Below are 16,488 nucleotides of genomic sequence, written 5' to 3'. Positions count from 1 at the left end.
CGATACCGGTGGCTGAACTCAGCCAATACCAAAAACGAAACACTTTTATGAATTGTTGTGTCAACTCCTTCACCCTGTGAAAACCGTGAAACATATCACCACTGAATTGCAAAAAACTGATTTATAGCAACACACAGACAAACACCTCACCGTAGTATATGAGTATCCTGAATCAACCTATTGAATATAGGTTGATTATCATTTATTTCGTGAGAATTCTTTTATGGAAAGTCTGGTTGATCGCTTTTTGCGTTATGTATCATTTGATACACAGTCCAATCCGTATAAATCAAGTTGTCCCAGTACCTCCGGGCAAAAAATTTTAGCCCGGTTTATTTATGATGAACTGATGGCATTAGGTCTGCAGGATGTCAGTCTGGATTTGCATGGTTATGTGATGGCCCGGTTGCCGTCGAATGTAGATCATGATGTGCCTGCAATTGGCTTTATTTCACATTTGGATACATCTCCTGATGCCTCTGGCAAAGGGGTCACACCGCAAATCGTTGAGAATTATCAGGGCGGCGATATTGCGCTTGGAAAAGGGGATGAAGTTTTATCTCCCATTCAGTATAAAGAGCTGCATTCATTACATGGTTATAACCTGATTACGACCGATGGAAATACGCTGTTAGGTGCTGATGATAAAGCGGGTGTTGCCGAAATTATCACAGCAATGAAAGTGTTGATTGAAAATCCTGAAATCCCTCATGGTGAGATTTGTATCGCATTTACACCAGATGAAGAAATCGGCCGTGGCGCAGATCTTTTTGATGTAGAAAAATTTGGTGCGCAATGGGCTTATACCGTAGATGGTGGTCCGGTAGGTGAACTGGAGTTCGAAAACTTCAATGCTGCCTCAGCCGTTGTGACCTGTCATGGTGTTTCAGTTCATCCGGGAACAGCAAAAGGTAAAATGGTGAATTCCATGAATATTGCTGCCCGGTTCCAGATGATGATGCCGGAAGACGAGACACCAGAAAAAACGGAAGGCTATGAAGGTTTTTATCATTTATCAACCGCAGTGATGACCATTGCTCAAAGCGAGTTGACGTACCTTTTAAGAGATTTTAAGCATGATGGGCTTGAACGGCGCAAGCAAGTGATGCAGGAAATGGTGGATAGCCTGAATCAAAAACTGAAGCGTGGCCGGGCAGAGATCAAATTTACGGATTGCTATGCCAATATGAGAGAAATGGTTGAGCCTCATCCACAAATTATTGAAATTGCAAAGCAGGCAATGATCGATGCTGATGTTGAACCGAAAGTCTGTCCGATTCGGGGCGGTACAGATGGCGCACAGCTCTCTTTTAAAGGGTTACCTTGCCCGAATATTTTTACCGGTGGTTATAATTTCCATGGTATTCATGAATTTATTACGATTGAAGGTATGCAGCAGGCCGTTCGTGTGATTGTGAAAATTGCAGAAAAAACAGTGCAATATTATCAGCCTGAATCGAAGTAATGCAGATAAAAAAATAGCCAACCCGAAGGCTGGCTATTTCTGACAATTCGAGTTATTGCTTACAGAACTTTGATCTGCTCAGCCTGAGGACCTTTTTGACCCTGAGACACGACAAACTCAACAGTCTGACCTTCTGTCAGAGTGCGAAAACCATCACCTTGAATTGCACTGAAGTGTGCGAAAACATCTGGACCATTTTCTTGCTGGATAAAACCAAAACCTTTAGTTTCGTTGAACCACTTGACAGTGCCAGTCACTGTATTAGACATAATTATTTCCTGGTAAATCTAAGTAAAACTAAGCCATTACGGCCATAATAGCGTGGAAAAGTAAGATGAGTACAAACGACCGGGGAGTAACGAATAATCCAACAAGACGTATGGTAACCAACGGACTGCTTCCTAGCTGTACATTTGAGTGTAGTGTAATCTGTTCGCTTGTCAATTAAATATTTATTTTTCGGGAAGATTAAGAATAAACTTGTCCTTTGCTCAAAAAAATATGAGAAGAATAATCATTTGTTACATTTTTTACCTGCTTTTTTTGAGCTATATCTCTGAAAATGACTGATTTATCAATTGTATAACCCCCGCTTTGTTACTGACATATCCGGCGAATCAGCCTTCTGTTTTTATTATCTGGCGTGCATTTACGACCGTTTTTCTGTTCAACTTAAATATTTTGGGCTCTGGATTCTCTGTTTTTTGGTGGGTCTCTCATTTTCTGTATACAATGAACTTAACTGGTTATGAATTAAGGCGAAATTATGTCCTTCTCAGTTTTGATTTGTGATGATTCAGCTCTGGCGAGAAAGCAGATAGCAAGATCATTACCGGCCTCGTTAAATGCCGGGGTTACTTTTGCCGTGCATGGCTTAGATGCGCTGGACAGATTGAAAGAAAATCAGTTTGATTTGATGTTTCTTGATCTGACGATGCCGGAACTTGACGGATTTGGCACGCTGGAAGCGATGAAACAGGCTGGTTATCCGACGCCTGTGATTGTTGTCTCAGGTGATATACAACCGAAGGCGAAAGAGCGGGTTTCTGAACTGGGTGCGAAAGATTTTATTCAAAAGCCGATTGCTGCGGATGTTTTAAAAGAAGTTCTGAAGTCTTTGATAGAGGCGCCGGTCAAACCACAGGTTGTGACACCTGTATCTTTTGAGTTGCCTGTCCTGAAGCGGCGCGACATTTATATGGAAGTGGCAAATATTGCAATTGGCCGTGCAGCGGATGTACTGGCCCGTCACTTTGATGTATTTGTGGAATTACCTTTGCCTAATGTGAATATTTTTGAAGTCACTGAATTACATATGGCATTAAAAGAACTGGCTGAAAATGATCAGGTTTCCGGTGTTTGTCAGGGATTCAGTGGTGAAGGTATTGCGGGTGAAGCATTAGTTTTGCTCAGTGACTCCAGTGTTTCGGATATGAAACAGCTGATGAAAGTCCCGGTTGAAAATGAAGATCTGAAAGAAATCGAGTTGTTGATTGATGTGTCTAACCTTTTGGTCGGTGCGTTTTTAAATGGCCTTGGAGAACAGGCTGAAGTTCGTTTTTTCCAGAGTCCGCCGGTATTACTTGGGCAGCATATTCCAATTGAGTCGGTCATTGAGTCAACGGCGGGTTCATTCGATAAAACCATGACTTTTGAAGTCAGTTATAACATTGAAAACACATCAATCCGGTGTGATTTGCTCTTTATGTTTGTCGATGAGTCGTTACCGATTCTGGATAATAAGCTGGCTTATTTAATGGAGGAGGAATTTTAAGTTATGAGTCTTCCCGCAGAGTTTGAGCAATTTCACTGGATGGTTGATATGGTACAGAATATTGACCTTGGTTTAATTGTGATTGATAAAGAATACAAGGTGCAGTTGTGGAACGGATTTATGACTCACCACAGTGGCAGGCAATCACATGATGCGATTGGTTTGTCTTTATTTGAGTTGTTTCCTGAAATTCCCCGGGCCTGGTTTGAGGTCAAAACGAAGCCGGTTTATAACCTGGGATGCCGGAGTTTTATTACCTGGCGTCAGCGGCCTTATTTATTCAAGTGCCGGAATGTCAGGCCTGTGACTCAACAGGCTGATTTTATGTATCAGAATGTCACATTAAATCCGATGAGAACCCCGACAGGTGATATCAAATCGATTTTCCTGTCAATTCAGGATGCGACTGCAGAAGCTTTGGTGGCCGATAATCACAAAGCGTAGCCGGTAACCTCCGGAGCGTCGGATCTGATTTCAGTCCATCTGTGGCTTACAAAAATATTTTATAAGAGTATTTGTCTATGGCGATGACCAATGTTTTTTACTCAACCCAACAAGTCAGAGAAGGAGAGCAGCACGCTGCTGATGCAAAAGGGCTGAAAATGTACAGCCTGATGGAACGGGCAGGGCAGGCTGTTTTTGCGATAGGAATGGCGCAGTATCCCAGTTCAGAACACTGGCTGATTTGTTGTGGTTCAGGAAATAACGGCGGTGATGGCTACATAGTAGCCAGTCTTGCTAAATCAGTCGGTATATACGTTACGGTATGGCAAACCGGTGGACCTGATTCTTTAACCGGGGATGCCCGGGTGGCTTACGAACATTGGCGAAGCCACGGTGGAGAAGTCTCAAAACCTGATGATCAGGTGCCGGAGAGTGTGGATGTCATTATTGATGCACTACTGGGAACAGGATTAAAGGGGCCGGTGAGAATGAGTACTTTGTCTCTGATTGAGGCGCTGAATCGAAGTTTGAAGCCCGTGATCGCTGTTGATATTCCATCAGGGTTGTGTGGTGATACCGGCAGTGTGCTTGGCGGTGCGGTGAAAGCCGAACATACAGTGAGTTTTATCGGGCTGAAACAGGGGCTGGTCACCGGGAAAGCAAGAGATTATGTGGGAGAATTGCATTTTGCCGGGCTTGGTGTTGAAGATGCATTTGATCATATGAATTGCCCGAGTGTTCATGCAATTCAGATCAAATCTTCCGGACATGTATTACCAAAAAGAGAAGCGTCATCTCATAAAGGCTCTCATGGTAAAGCATTACTGTTTGGCGGGAATGAAGGCATGGGCGGGGCCATTCTTCTGGCTGCGATGGCGACAGCAAAGTGCGGGACGGGGATGACGTCGGTTCTTTGCCATGCGTACAATGTGACACCTTTATTGGTCAGTACGCCTGAAGTCATGAGTGCCTGCTGGGATTCTGCAGAATTTGTTGAAAAACGAATGCAGTGGAGTGATGTTCTTGCGATTGGTCCGGGTCTTGGCAGGGATGAAAAAGCCTACCGCATCTATTCGACCGTTGCGTCTTCGGATAAACCCAAGGTCGTTGATGCTGATGCACTCTATTTTCTGATGCAGCAGCCCAATCAGGATGATAACCGGGTAATTACACCGCATCCGGCTGAAGCTGCCTGTTTACTTCAGTCCACCGTTGCAGAGATTGAGGCGGATCGTTATGCCGCAATCAAAGCGCTTCAGGCTCGTTATGGCGGTGTAATCGTATTAAAAGGCGCCGGGTCGTTAGTTTGTGACGGACAAAACACCTATGTGTGTCTGGCTGGGAATCCGGGGATGGCAAGCGCAGGCATGGGGGATGTACTGACTGGAGTGATCACCTCATTTATTGCGCAGGGAATCGATTTGTCTCAAGCTGCAAGGCTTGGCGTTCAAACGCATAGTATGGCTGCGGACCAAAACGCAAAAGCATTTGGAGAGCGGGGATTGCTGGCCAGCGATTTGTTACCTCATTTACGCCATCTGGTGAATTAATGGTGAACTGAAAAAAGGGCATCAGAAGCGGTATTGTGCGCCCAGAAGAAAGATTGGATTCACATTTGATTTCAGTTCCGGATCCTGATACGAAATCTCAACATTTAAATCCAGATTGATCAGATTTGTGGCCGGGATACTGGCTCCGATACTGAAGTAAGGTGAGATTTCACTCGAATCAGCTTCAGGAGCAGATGAAGCATTAGATAAGGACTCATCAAACTTGTTAATGGCCACGCCGCCTTTGGCGTAGATCGATGTATTATCAAACAGGGTATGTTGTACTTTCGCACCACCAAAAATACCTTTATAGGTCAGTTTGGGCTGATTGAGTAGTTGTGGCTGGGAAAACAAGGAGAAATCCTGAAAAGAAGGGCTTTCAGAGTAACCAATATCCAGCTTGATAGCTGAGCTGAGCGCATAGTTGAACCCGATTTGCGTGACCCATGTTTCGTCAAAAGTACTTGATTGATTTCCGATTTTTGCAATACCTGAGCTACGGTAAAAATGATGCTGATCCGCCGCAAGCACCTGAAATGGTAATGCCAGCAGCAAAAGCATGATTGTTTTGAACCATAGCGACGGGAATGCCATCCTTTCCTCCATGACGTTTGCCTGATAATTACCGGGTATTCCGGACAAACAGACGTTCCCTAACTGTAGCAAATTTTGTTTAAAATTGAACCATTGAGATATGTTTTTCATCAGATTCTGGGGAACAGATCTGATATGTGTTAAGGCTTATATTGAGGGCTGAACAGCGATTGTAATAATGATGAAGGGTTTCTTTGTAACCTGTTAATTCAGATATACAGCTTCGCGAAATAGTAGCATAAAAAAAATGAAATTATCAGTCTTGTAGAAAGTAAAACAAAACCTATAATGCTGAAAACCGGAGCGTCTGCCAACGCTCCGGTTTTTTTGTGTCCGATATCGCTGAAAAGGTGTCTGCCAACATAATTTTCAGCATTGCATCGATTGAGACACAAGGTGAATCAACAAGGAATATAGATAATGCGTATCGAACAAGAACTTAAGTTAGGTTTTAAAGATGTCCTGTTTCGCCCGAAACGTTCAACTTTAAAAAGCCGCTCCCAAGTAAATTTAACCCGCGAGTTTACATTTAAGTATAGTGGGCGTCAATGGTGTGGGGTGCCGGTGATTGCCGCGAATATGGATTCGGTGGGCAGCTTTGAAATGGCCACAGCACTTGCTGAGCACGATGTTTTAACGGCGATCCATAAACACTATTCTGTGGATGAATGGTCTGCATTTGTTGCAGCAGCGGATGAAAAAGTGTTGAACCATTTGATGGTGTCAACCGGTACATCAGATGCTGATTTTGAAAAAATGCATCAGATTCTGGCCTTGAATGAAGCGTTGATGTTCGTCTGTATTGATATTGCGAACGGGTATTCTGAGCATCTGGTGGAATTTGTGGAGAAGGTCCGCCAAAGTCTGCCGGACAAAGTGATTATTGCCGGTAATGTTGTCACCGGTGATATGACCGAAGAGCTGATTCTGGCCGGTGCTGATATTGTGAAAGTCGGGATCGGGCCGGGTTCTGTCTGTACCACGCGGGTGAAAACTGGTGTTGGTTATCCGCAGCTTTCTGCGATTATCGAGTGTGCGGATGCTGCTCATGGTCTCGGTGGCCGGATTATTGGTGACGGTGGCTGTACCTGCCCCGGTGATGTTTCCAAAGCATTCGGCGGCGGTGCTGATTTTGTCATGCTGGGTGGCATGCTGGCCGGACACAAAGAATCCGGCGGTGAAATTGTGGTTGAAAATGATGAAAGCTACGTGAAGTTTTACGGCATGTCATCAAAATCTGCGATGGATAAGCACTCCGGCGGCGTCGCGAAATACCGTGCCGCAGAAGGCAAAACCGTGCTGCTGCCCTATCGCGGTAGTGTTGACGATACCATTCAGGATATTCTGGGGGGTGTCAGGAGCACCTGCACTTACGTCGGTGCCGCACAGTTAAAAGAGCTGACGAAAAGGACGACTTTCATCCGGGTGGAAGAACAGGAAAACCAGGTGTTCGGGAAAGAGTAGTTTTTGAAAATCAGTTCTTTCAGCCTGTAATGCATAAGCTAAAACCTTCGGGTTTTGGCTTTGTGTATTCAGGTTTCATCTTGATGGTTTCCGCTCATCATCCCACTATATTTTCAATCACCTTACGTGCTGTCGCAAACGTTCGCGGATAGTCGCCTTCGCGGGTGAGAAACTGCATCATTGAGAGCAGATCGAGGTATTTGCCCTGTGCTTTCCAGTTGTGATCCAACACTCCGCCATTTGCCAGATACGCCTCAACCAGTGGTTGCTCGTAGTGGGGAGAGAGTTCGGTGTCGTATCGAAAGAAATTGCCGAAATCGATCATTGGTGATCCGGAAAAAGCGAATTCCCAGTCGAGGATAGCTGCTATCTGCCAATGTCCGGATTTGTTCTCAACCAACAGATTTTTCTGATTGAAATCAGAGTGGGTCAGGTTCATCACAGCGGGCAGTGACTCAAGTAAGGACCGGTTGATCGCTATATACCTGGTTAATTTTTCCAACATCTCAGAGCCGAGTCGCTTTGCCAGCAATGGTTCTGAGAGGAGATGTTGGTAATAGTGATAAGTCTTTTCCTGAAAAGGCGTAAAGGTTTCCACAATCTCGCCGCCGGATCCAAAGAAGCCTGAGGTATGAAAAGAGATTTGATGCATTTTAGCCATCCAGTATCCCAAAGAACGGGCAATTGATTCAATCGCAGCCGCGGGCAGATCATCTTCTGTCTGGCTCAGCGGGACGCCCTCAACAAAACTCATGATAGCGATGTGTCGGTTCACTTCCGGCGCATCGGTTTCAAACTGCAATACCCGTGGTACAGGCAGGATGGTCTCAACTTGCTCAAGCACGGATAATTCTCCGAGAAATTCGCGAACTGATTTTCCTGACAGCCTCAAAATCCACTTTGTCCCTTTTGATTCAAAGATATAGTTCAGGTTGCTGTATCCGCCTGATAGTTTTTTTATGCATCCAGCGGGTTCGTAGCCTGAACGACACAATAATCGTTGCAGCTTTGCCTGAGAGAAATCGGTTGTCGGTTCCCGTCGATCAAATTTTTTATCAAAGTCCATTGAAATTTACTTCCTGAAGCTGTTTGTTGTTTCATCTGCCCCTGAAAAATGCGCAAAAACGGAAAAGGCATTGACGAGGTCGTTCAACCTGCCAGATTTGATTTTACCATGGTTTAACAACTGACAGGCTGAGTGGTCTGCGAAGGATCCCCACAAGTTTATTTTTCAATTCGCCTGAAACTGTCTGGATTTATAATGCTTTTTCCATATGAGGCACATGAGGTGCCTGTCCCTGCTAAGAACTTGTTGACTATAAATCTAATGCCGAACGGTCTTATCCGGCCAGACAACAAAACAGTGAATTTCAGAAATGAGTCAACATCAGTTTCTTGAAAACAAACTGGTTGAATTGCATACTTCATTGTTCACCGGACAGACAAGAAAGCAGGGATACATGACAAAACCGAGAAAGCCGACCATTCGTGATGTCGCGAAAGTTGCTGGCGTATCGACAGCAACGGTTTCAAAATTCATGAATGCGCAGCAATCATTCTCAGAGCCTGTTGAAGCCAAAATTCGTGAAGCCATTGAGCAACTGGGGTATCAACAAAATTACATGGCCCGGGCGGTTGTCACCGGGAAAACAGGCGCGATTGGACTGGGGGTTCTCGATATTTGTAATCCACACTATACCAATGTTGTCAAAGGGGCGAACCGCGTCGCGTTAGAACAAAACTATAGTCTGTTAGTCGTAGATCTCGATGAGAATCAGAAACAAATTCAGCAGAGATTGCAAACACTGACCATGAGAGTTGATGGTTTACTGGTATCAGGCCGTTTATCTGATGAAGTGATTGACTGGCTGGCAGAACTCCGTATCCCGGTTGTATTTATCGGGCATCCTTTCCGGACCGGTGTGATTTCTGTGGGGATGGATGTCCGGCTGACCATCGATATTCTGGCGAATTATCTCATTGGGCAACAATTTAAGCGTATTGCTTATGTCGGGTATGCCGGTGCCAACTGGAATGCGGTCAGGATTGCTGAACTTCAGGCTATTTTCTCTGAGCATGATGTTGAATTTATTGAATATTCCGTCGAGGCGCCAACCGTTGAATCGGCTGAGCGTATTGCTTCAAAAGTGCTTTTGTCGAACAACCGTGCCGATGCGATTATTGCCTGTAATGACCAGGTGGCGATTGGCTTAATGGGGCAGGCCCGGCAGTTTGGTGTCCGTATTCCGCAGGATATCGCGATTGCCGGGATTGATAACAATCCAATCAGTAAGCATGTGAACCCGTCTCTCACAACGATTGATACCCGCGGGCAGGAACTTGGTGAAATGGCGATTCATAAAGTGCTCGATCTGATTGATGGGAAGGATGTGATTCAAAGAGAAGATCTTGATCCTGAGTTAGTGATTCGGGAATCAACCAAAGTTATCTCTTCCTGATTACGCTGTGCGGTTTTATTGCTGAAATTTCCTTTCCGGTCATCTTTTATCTCTTCTCATTCTCCAAATAGTGAATGAAACAACGGTTTAATCAAATGGGAACAGGGGGTCTTCTTAAGGTAACCGTTTAACTTTATCTGGGTTTATTTCTATATTTTAATCAATTTATCTTCCTATTTATCTGAATGTAATGGTTTCGTGATGGGTCTAACAATTTAGTTAAACGTTTAACTAAATTCCGGGATTTATAATTGATTGATTAAAAAATATCCGGTAGTGTAATTTCTCGCCAAGTGACGCACTGCCCAGGGCGGTGCACAAGGAACCAGTGCCCTACAAGCGTCTGTGTTCGCAACTTCTGCCAATAAAACAATAAGAAGGAACATATTATGAGAATGAAACTGGCTGTGTGCCTCTCCCTTTCCTTAAGTTCTGTATTTGCAGCCCCTGCGTTTTCTGCAGATACACTCCATGTTTGGGCACGCTATGGAAATAATGAGCGGGGAACCATTGAAGCGATGGTGAAAGAATTTACGCAACAAACCGGCGTTAAAGTGGATCTTTTTCTTGCGAACTCTGACTTTGAAACCCGTTTAGCGCGTTCTGCTGCAAGTCGTAAATTGCCGGATGTTGTACTCACTGATGCGACTTCGATGGGCCAGATGAACGAAATGGGGATCCTGGAATCGATTGATAAAGATTCCGTGAAAGGCGGGGATGCACTTTACGACGTTGCCTGGGACGGGATGCGTGCGTATGACGGTAAATATTATGGTGTGCCTTTCTCTGCACAGGCGTTTGCTGTCTTTGTCCGCAAAGACTGGCGGGAAAAGCTGGGGTTGAAGAAGCCAAAAACCTGGGAAGATTTATACCAGCTGGCGAAAGCGTTTACGGAGATGGACCCGAATGGCAGTGGTAAAGCGGATACATATGGCTATGTGATGCCACTTTCTACCACCCGCGGTTATGCCAGCTGGTTTATGAGTGATTTAATCTGGCAGGCTGGCGGGAAGTTTCTGACATCAAATCCACAGGGTTTTAAAGCCAGTCTGGCGACTCCGCAAGTCAAATCTGCAATGCTATTTGCACAAAAGATGATCTGTAACGGTTACGCACAACCTGCCGCTATTACTTCAACGACAGGTGATGCAACGCCGGTATTTAACTCGGGTCAGGCCGGTATTTATCGTTCCGGTCCTTATCACTTAAATTCATTTTACAATGAGCCGGGTAAAGACAAAATTGAGGTGATTGTCCCGCCTGCGGGTCCGGTGAGTCATGCTTCTTTAGCTGAGGGCACCGCTGCCTATATTCTCGCCGGTAATAAAGACACACGGGAAAGTTCGAAAAAATTCCTTGAATTCCTGATTTCGGAAAAAGGCCAGAAAATGGGGATGGGAGAAGGTATTCAGGGAAACTCATTGCCAATTGTCCGCCTGTCCGTTAATCAACATATTGATACCCGGGCCATCTACAAGGATGCAAACTGGGATACCTTCGCAGAGCAGTATGCCAATGGTGGCGTGTATTTCCCTGCGGTGCCGAACTGGAAACCAATTCGCCAGATCACTTCAGATGGCTTCAACAAAATACTGTCTTCCTGCTCAACCGATATCATGAATCAATTGAAAGACATTGATACAGCCGTCAACAATGAACTCCGCCGTCAGGGTGTTCTGGCTCAATAGAAATTTTTCAAAATGGATATGCATATGAGCTCTCAGGTATTGCGGTATTTCAGAGCGAATGCATGCCTTCCGTGATGATGTTGATAGAAAGGATTAAGTTATGAAGAAGCGGCGCTGGTTAGTTCCCTGGCTATTTCTGGCACCGGCATTGATCGTATTCACCTGGTTCAAATTCGTCCCGATTGTCAAAGGGCTGATTATGAGCTTCTACAAAATTAAGTTTTTTGGTGATGATCAATTCGTCGGGCTGGATAATTTTCAAAGAGCGTTAACCGATACTCAGCTGCATGATGCGGTCGTCAATACATTTATCTATGTGGGTTCATCGACCGTTTGCGGTGTGATTCTGGCATTTGCCGTTGCCCTGTTACTTCAGGGACAGGCAAGACATATTCGAATCATTCGTACCGCGATATTTATACCGGCAGTCACATCGGTGGCGATTCTGGCAGAGGTTTGGCGCATTTTGTTTTACCCCGCATCAACCGGCGTTGTGAACTCAATCCTCGGTTTTATTGGTATCGCTCCCCAGGGGTGGATGTCTGACCCGAATATGGCACTGTTTACTGTAATACTGTTGCAGGTATGGAAAACCATTCCATACAACATGGTGATTTTAATCGCCGGTCTGGCGGGGATTAATAAAGAGCTTTATGACGCTGCGAATGTGGATGGTGCTTCCCCCTGGCGAAAAATATGGCATGTCACGCTTCCCGGATTAGTACCGGCGATTTCCGTCGTGTTGATGCTGTCTTTCATTCGTGGTTTCCGGGTCTTTACGGAAGTGTATACGACCACAGGCGGTGGTCCGGCGGGTTCAACAGAAATGATTATGACGCATATCTTTAAGACTGGGTTTGACCGGCTGGATTATGGTTATGCGGCAGCGGTGTCATTCCTGTTATTCGCTTTCACCGTCTTTCTGACCATCGCCCATATTTTTATTAAAAGTCGCTTCGAGCGAAACTGAGAGGAGGCGTCATGAGTAAAGCTATTTATGCGAAAGGTAAAACTATTTATGCGAAAGTTGCCCGCTTCGTGGCTTATGTCCTGATTATTGTAGTGTTTTGCGGACCATTCTGGGGAATTGTTGCCACAGCATTCAGCAAGAACACAGTACAGCCGGGACAGCTTGTTTTGTGGCCGGAAGAACCGACGCTGGCGCATTTCCGGTATGCATGGGTTGAGATTAAAGCGTGGCTCTATCTTGCGAACTCCCTGATTGTTGTGGTGATAGGCACCCTGCTGCAAACTACGGTGAGTGCCTTAGCCGCTTATGCGCTGGCCCGTAAAAAGTTCAGAGGCGGCGCGATCATCAGTCTGGCCATCTTATCGACCATGATGTTGCCTGATGAAGTGATTTCTATTCCGCTGTATTTAATCCTGCAAAAGGATATTCCGATCATTGATGCCTCATTATATAACTCCTATGCGGGACTGATTCTGCCCATTGTCGGCTGGGCGTTTTCTATCTTCCTGCTGACCGAGTTTATGAAAGCGATTCCCCGTGACCTGGAAGATGCTGCCCGTGTGGATGGTGCCAGTGAATTACAAATTTTCAAGAATGTGGTGCTGCCACTGATTAAGCCAGCATTGGGGACAACGACTATCTTTGGTTTCCTGATGATTTGGGATCAGTATTTATTGCCGTTAATTGCTGTAGACGATCGGAGTTTGTATACCATCCCGGTGATTCTTCGCTCCCTCCGGGTGGATGAAATTATGCAGCAAAATATATTTATCGCCGTTACTGTGATTGCGACGGTTCCGTCAGTCATTGTGTATCTGCTACTTCAAAAACAATTTAACCGCGGTCTGATGGCTGGTGCGGTCAAAGGCTAAATTCTGAAAGGTGAACGATTATGGGATCAGTATCTCTGAGAAATGTAAGCAAGTCCTTTGGTTCTGTTGACGTCATTCGCAATGTGTCATTAGACATTGAAGAAGGTGAGTTTTGTGTGCTTATCGGGCCCAGCGGGTCGGGTAAATCGACTTTATTACGTATTATTGCCGGGTTGGAAGAGGTATCGTCCGGTGAAATCTCTATCGCCAACAGAGTGGTCACGGATGAGGAGCCGAAAGAACGTGATATAGCCATGGTTTTCCAGACTTATGCTTTATATCCTCAAATGACCGTGCGCGAAAATATGGGATTTGCATTAAAACTGGCAAAAATGCCCAAGAAAGAAATTGCAGCAAAAGTTGAGAAAACCGCCCGAATGCTCGAACTTGACCATCTTTTAGATCGCCTGCCAAAAGATCTGTCCGGGGGGCAAAGACAACGTGTCTCGATGGGGCGCGCTATCGTACGCAATCCGTCGGTGTTTTTGTTTGATGAACCTTTGTCCAATCTGGATGCAAAACTGAGAACACAGGTTCGGGGGGAAATTGCTGATTTGCACCAGTCATTAGGTACGACTTCTGTCTATGTCACACACGATCAGATTGAGGCGATGACACTGGGGCAGAAAATTGTCGTTCTGAAAGACGGCATGGTTTATCAGTGTGGTTCACCGTTGCAGTTATATCAGGATCCGGATAATACCTTTGTTGCCGGGTTTCTTGGCAGCCCGTCGATTAACCTGATTAATTGCATTGCAGTGAAAGACAGTCATGGATTATTTGCAAAACTCCCCAGTGGCGACATCATTCAGCTGGATCCGGATTTAAACATTGCAGATGGGTGCCAGATCGTCATCGGCATTCGTCCGGAGCATCTTTCAGTTGAGGAGAGTGAACACCCTGAAGGCTTTAAAGCGGTGATTCACACCATTGAAAATACCGGCTCTGACATGGTGGTGATGTGTCATTTACCCTCATTCAGTCTGAAAGCTGCATTTAAAGAGCAGAAAGATCTTACTGTTGGTCAGGAAATATCACTGGTTCCTTATATTTCTGCTGTGCTTGTGTTTGACCAAAAGACAGGGCATCGAATCCGTGCCTGTGTTTAATCCGTATCCCGCACTGATATGTCGGATATTTTTCTGCCTTTATTGTCTTTATACATTTGGTACTTTATATGTTCACTAATTTTCTGAATGATTTTGTGAGTGGTTGCCTCGATCGGGATGACTGGCAACCATTTCCAACCATTGATCAGCGCGAAGCATGGGAGAATATGAGACTTCCTCCCGGCCTCGATCACTGGCCGACGGCCATTACGCGCTTCGCTGATAAGGTTTTACTCAAAGAAATCGACCCGTTGTCTGGCACCATGTATACCCATTTTATGGTCAATGGTGATCGTTCTGAGTATGAAGAAAACTACTTCCGCCGCAGGATCGAACTATCGTATCTGGTGATTGCGGAATGCTTAACGGCGGAACGTCACTATCTGCCTAAAATTATTGACTATATCTGGGAAATTCTCGGTGAAATATACTGGTGTGTCCCTGCGCATAATTTTGCGCATCACCATGAAATGATTTTATATAAGGCGGTCAATCCCTGGAATGAAAATGACCCATTTCCGGTGCCTGATGATGAATATCTGGATTTATTTAACTGTGAAACCGCCGGGTTATTAGCGGAAACGTGTTATTTACTTCAGCCGTTATTACTGGATGAATATCCGGCGCTTTATCATTTAATCCATCAACAAATAGAAACCCGTGTTCTGAGTAAATTTGAAAGTTCCAGACTTTATGGCTGGTACAACGGGAAGAATAACTGGACGGTATGGTGTGCTCATAACCTGTTATTAACCGCCTGTTATCTGGTTGATGACAAACATCGTTTAGTCAGTATTACGGATAAGTTGTGTGTGCTGGTGTCCCGGTTTGTCGATAATCTGAAAGAGAGTGGCAGCTGCATTGAAGGGCCGACTTACTGGAATGTCAGTGCGGGTCGTCTGGCCGCATTCATCGCATTACTTGAAGCGCGGTTCCGGGTTGACTTCAACATAAAAGAGAACCTGAAACTGCGTCATTTCGGTGAACATATTCTGAAGTTACATATCGGTGGCAATCGCTATGTCAATTTTGCTGATGGGGCTTTAAAAGTCGACCTCGACCATGGATTACTCAGCAAATATGCGCAATTGATTGATTCTGAGCAACTGGGAAATTTAGTGATCAAAGACTCTGAGCGGGCCGCGGCTCAGTGCCTGCAACAGACAACGGAGCGGGGTGGCCGGGATTATATGAGGCAGTCACTAGTCCACCTGACCCGACAGCTGTTCTGGACCCCTCAGATCGCAGATTCGAATGCTGTCATCAGTGAGAAGAGTGTCTGGCTGGATGATATGCAGGTGATGGTGGCACGGGATCAGGATGTGCCGGGCACCGGGATGTGTGTGAGTGCGATTGCCGGAAGTAACGATGAATTGATTAACCACCATTCTCACAATGACATCGGGCATTTTAGTGTTTACTTCAACGGTGAGCCGATCATTATCGACTTAGGACAAGGGGCGTATTCACGTGAAACGTTCAGTGATACCCGCTATGACATGTGGCATATCAGTTCGGTCGGTCACAACGTTCCGGTTATCAATGGTCGGGTCCAGCGCCACGGTGTGGGAGCACATGCGACGGAGGTTGAGTTTGTTCAAAATCAGACCCAAAGTATATTGAGTTTTAATTCAGCTGTTGTTTATGGCTACGATGACGAAAAAGATAGAATTCACACACGGATTGCTTTTGATCATGAAAAGTCAGTGGTGACAATCGAAGAGAACATTGAGCTGTCTGAAACGCTGAACTCGCTGGAATTTCCTTTGTATATGACGGTCCGGGACGTCATTCAACAGTCCGGTCATATCGTCTTATTAAGTATGGAGGACAAAACGCTGCGTATAGAAGCAAATAATCTTGTTTATCAGGGAGTTGAAAAGATCGAATTAACCGATGTAAAACACCGGGAAGTGTGGGGTGAGGCTATCTGTAAATTACGCTTTGTGGCTGAGGATTTAGCAAAAAATTCGTTTGGTTTTTCAATCTCTTTGGTTGGGGGATAACGAACGAAGGACAAAAGGACAAAAGGGACAGGCACTGGTGGGCCAGATCTAAGATAAGGAGCAAAAGATAAGGAGGACAGGCACCACATCGCT

Annotated in this window: 14 protein-coding genes; 11 read left to right on the top strand and 3 right to left on the bottom strand. The window is 45.2% G+C overall.

Annotated features, from left to right (window positions below; all coding sequences use genetic code 11):
- The first annotated feature begins 223 nt into the window (after positions 1 to 223).
- Positions 224 to 1,465, top strand: coding sequence for a peptidase T (gene pepT, locus OC443_RS25705; RefSeq protein WP_073579532.1), 1,242 nt, complete (start codon positions 224 to 226; stop codon positions 1,463 to 1,465).
- A gap of 59 nt (positions 1,466 to 1,524) precedes the next feature.
- Here the strand turns inward: pepT and OC443_RS25700 are convergent, their stop codons facing one another.
- Positions 1,525 to 1,734, bottom strand: a complete 210-nt coding sequence (locus OC443_RS25700) for a cold-shock protein (RefSeq protein ID WP_073579533.1) — start codon at positions 1,732 to 1,734, stop codon at positions 1,525 to 1,527.
- A 497-nt stretch (positions 1,735 to 2,231) separates the two neighbouring features.
- Between OC443_RS25700 and OC443_RS25695 the strand changes: the two genes are divergently transcribed.
- The 3 genes from OC443_RS25695 (at position 2,232) to OC443_RS25685 (ending at position 5,233) form a co-directional block, all read left to right on the top strand.
- Positions 2,232 to 3,239 carry a response regulator gene (locus OC443_RS25695; RefSeq protein ID WP_073579534.1) on the top strand — a complete coding sequence of 336 codons (1,008 nt, stop codon included), beginning with the start codon at positions 2,232 to 2,234 and terminating at the stop codon, positions 3,237 to 3,239.
- A gap of 3 nt (positions 3,240 to 3,242) precedes the next feature.
- Positions 3,243 to 3,683, top strand: a complete 441-nt coding sequence (locus tag OC443_RS25690; protein ID WP_073579535.1) for a PAS domain-containing protein — start codon at positions 3,243 to 3,245, stop codon at positions 3,681 to 3,683.
- Positions 3,684 to 3,760: 77 nt separating this feature from the next.
- Positions 3,761 to 5,233 carry a bifunctional ADP-dependent NAD(P)H-hydrate dehydratase/NAD(P)H-hydrate epimerase gene (locus tag OC443_RS25685; protein ID WP_073579536.1) on the top strand — a complete coding sequence of 491 codons (1,473 nt, stop codon included), beginning with the start codon at positions 3,761 to 3,763 and terminating at the stop codon, positions 5,231 to 5,233.
- 21 nt (positions 5,234 to 5,254) lie between these two features.
- On the opposite strand, the gene OC443_RS25680 is transcribed toward OC443_RS25685, so the two are convergent.
- Positions 5,255 to 5,839 (bottom strand): outer membrane protein, encoded by a 585-nt coding sequence (locus OC443_RS25680; RefSeq protein WP_073579537.1) that lies wholly within the window; start codon positions 5,837 to 5,839, stop codon positions 5,255 to 5,257.
- A 408-nt stretch (positions 5,840 to 6,247) separates the two neighbouring features.
- Here OC443_RS25680 and OC443_RS25675 point away from each other — a divergent pair, with 408 nt between their 5' ends.
- Entirely contained in the window at positions 6,248 to 7,291 is a 1,044-nt protein-coding gene (locus OC443_RS25675) for a GMP reductase (RefSeq protein ID WP_073579538.1), read from the top strand.
- A 97-nt stretch (positions 7,292 to 7,388) separates the two neighbouring features.
- On the opposite strand, the gene OC443_RS25670 is transcribed toward OC443_RS25675, so the two are convergent.
- Positions 7,389 to 8,357 (bottom strand): phosphotransferase family protein, encoded by a 969-nt coding sequence (locus tag OC443_RS25670; RefSeq protein ID WP_073579539.1) that lies wholly within the window; start codon positions 8,355 to 8,357, stop codon positions 7,389 to 7,391.
- Positions 8,358 to 8,667: 310 nt separating this feature from the next.
- On the opposite strand from OC443_RS25670, the gene OC443_RS25665 reads away from it, so the two are divergent.
- The 6 genes from OC443_RS25665 to OC443_RS25640 all read left to right on the top strand — a co-directional run bounded on the left by OC443_RS25665 (position 8,668) and on the right by OC443_RS25640 (position 16,395).
- Positions 8,668 to 9,750: a LacI family DNA-binding transcriptional regulator gene (locus tag OC443_RS25665; protein ID WP_083601498.1), complete on the top strand. Its 1,083-nt coding sequence runs from the start codon at positions 8,668 to 8,670 to the stop codon at positions 9,748 to 9,750.
- 389 nt (positions 9,751 to 10,139) lie between these two features.
- Positions 10,140 to 11,438, top strand: coding sequence for an ABC transporter substrate-binding protein (locus tag OC443_RS25660; RefSeq protein ID WP_073579540.1), 1,299 nt, complete (start codon positions 10,140 to 10,142; stop codon positions 11,436 to 11,438).
- A 100-nt stretch (positions 11,439 to 11,538) separates the two neighbouring features.
- Positions 11,539 to 12,408: a carbohydrate ABC transporter permease gene (locus OC443_RS25655; protein WP_073579541.1), complete on the top strand. Its 870-nt coding sequence runs from the start codon at positions 11,539 to 11,541 to the stop codon at positions 12,406 to 12,408.
- Between the two features lie 11 nt (positions 12,409 to 12,419).
- Positions 12,420 to 13,280: a carbohydrate ABC transporter permease gene (locus OC443_RS25650; protein WP_073579542.1), complete on the top strand. Its 861-nt coding sequence runs from the start codon at positions 12,420 to 12,422 to the stop codon at positions 13,278 to 13,280.
- A gap of 20 nt (positions 13,281 to 13,300) precedes the next feature.
- Entirely contained in the window at positions 13,301 to 14,389 is a 1,089-nt protein-coding gene (locus OC443_RS25645) for an ABC transporter ATP-binding protein (protein WP_073579543.1), read from the top strand.
- Positions 14,390 to 14,457: 68 nt separating this feature from the next.
- Positions 14,458 to 16,395 carry a heparinase II/III domain-containing protein gene (locus OC443_RS25640; RefSeq protein ID WP_073579544.1) on the top strand — a complete coding sequence of 646 codons (1,938 nt, stop codon included), beginning with the start codon at positions 14,458 to 14,460 and terminating at the stop codon, positions 16,393 to 16,395.
- The last annotated feature ends 93 nt before the right edge of the window (positions 16,396 to 16,488 follow it).

Origin of the sequence: Vibrio quintilis, from assembly GCF_024529975.1 — a bacterium.
Classification (GTDB): Bacteria; Pseudomonadota; Gammaproteobacteria; order Enterobacterales; family Vibrionaceae; genus Vibrio; species Vibrio quintilis.
Note: the sequence above shows the minus strand (reverse complement) of the source record. Positions and strands in the feature narration are given on the sequence as shown.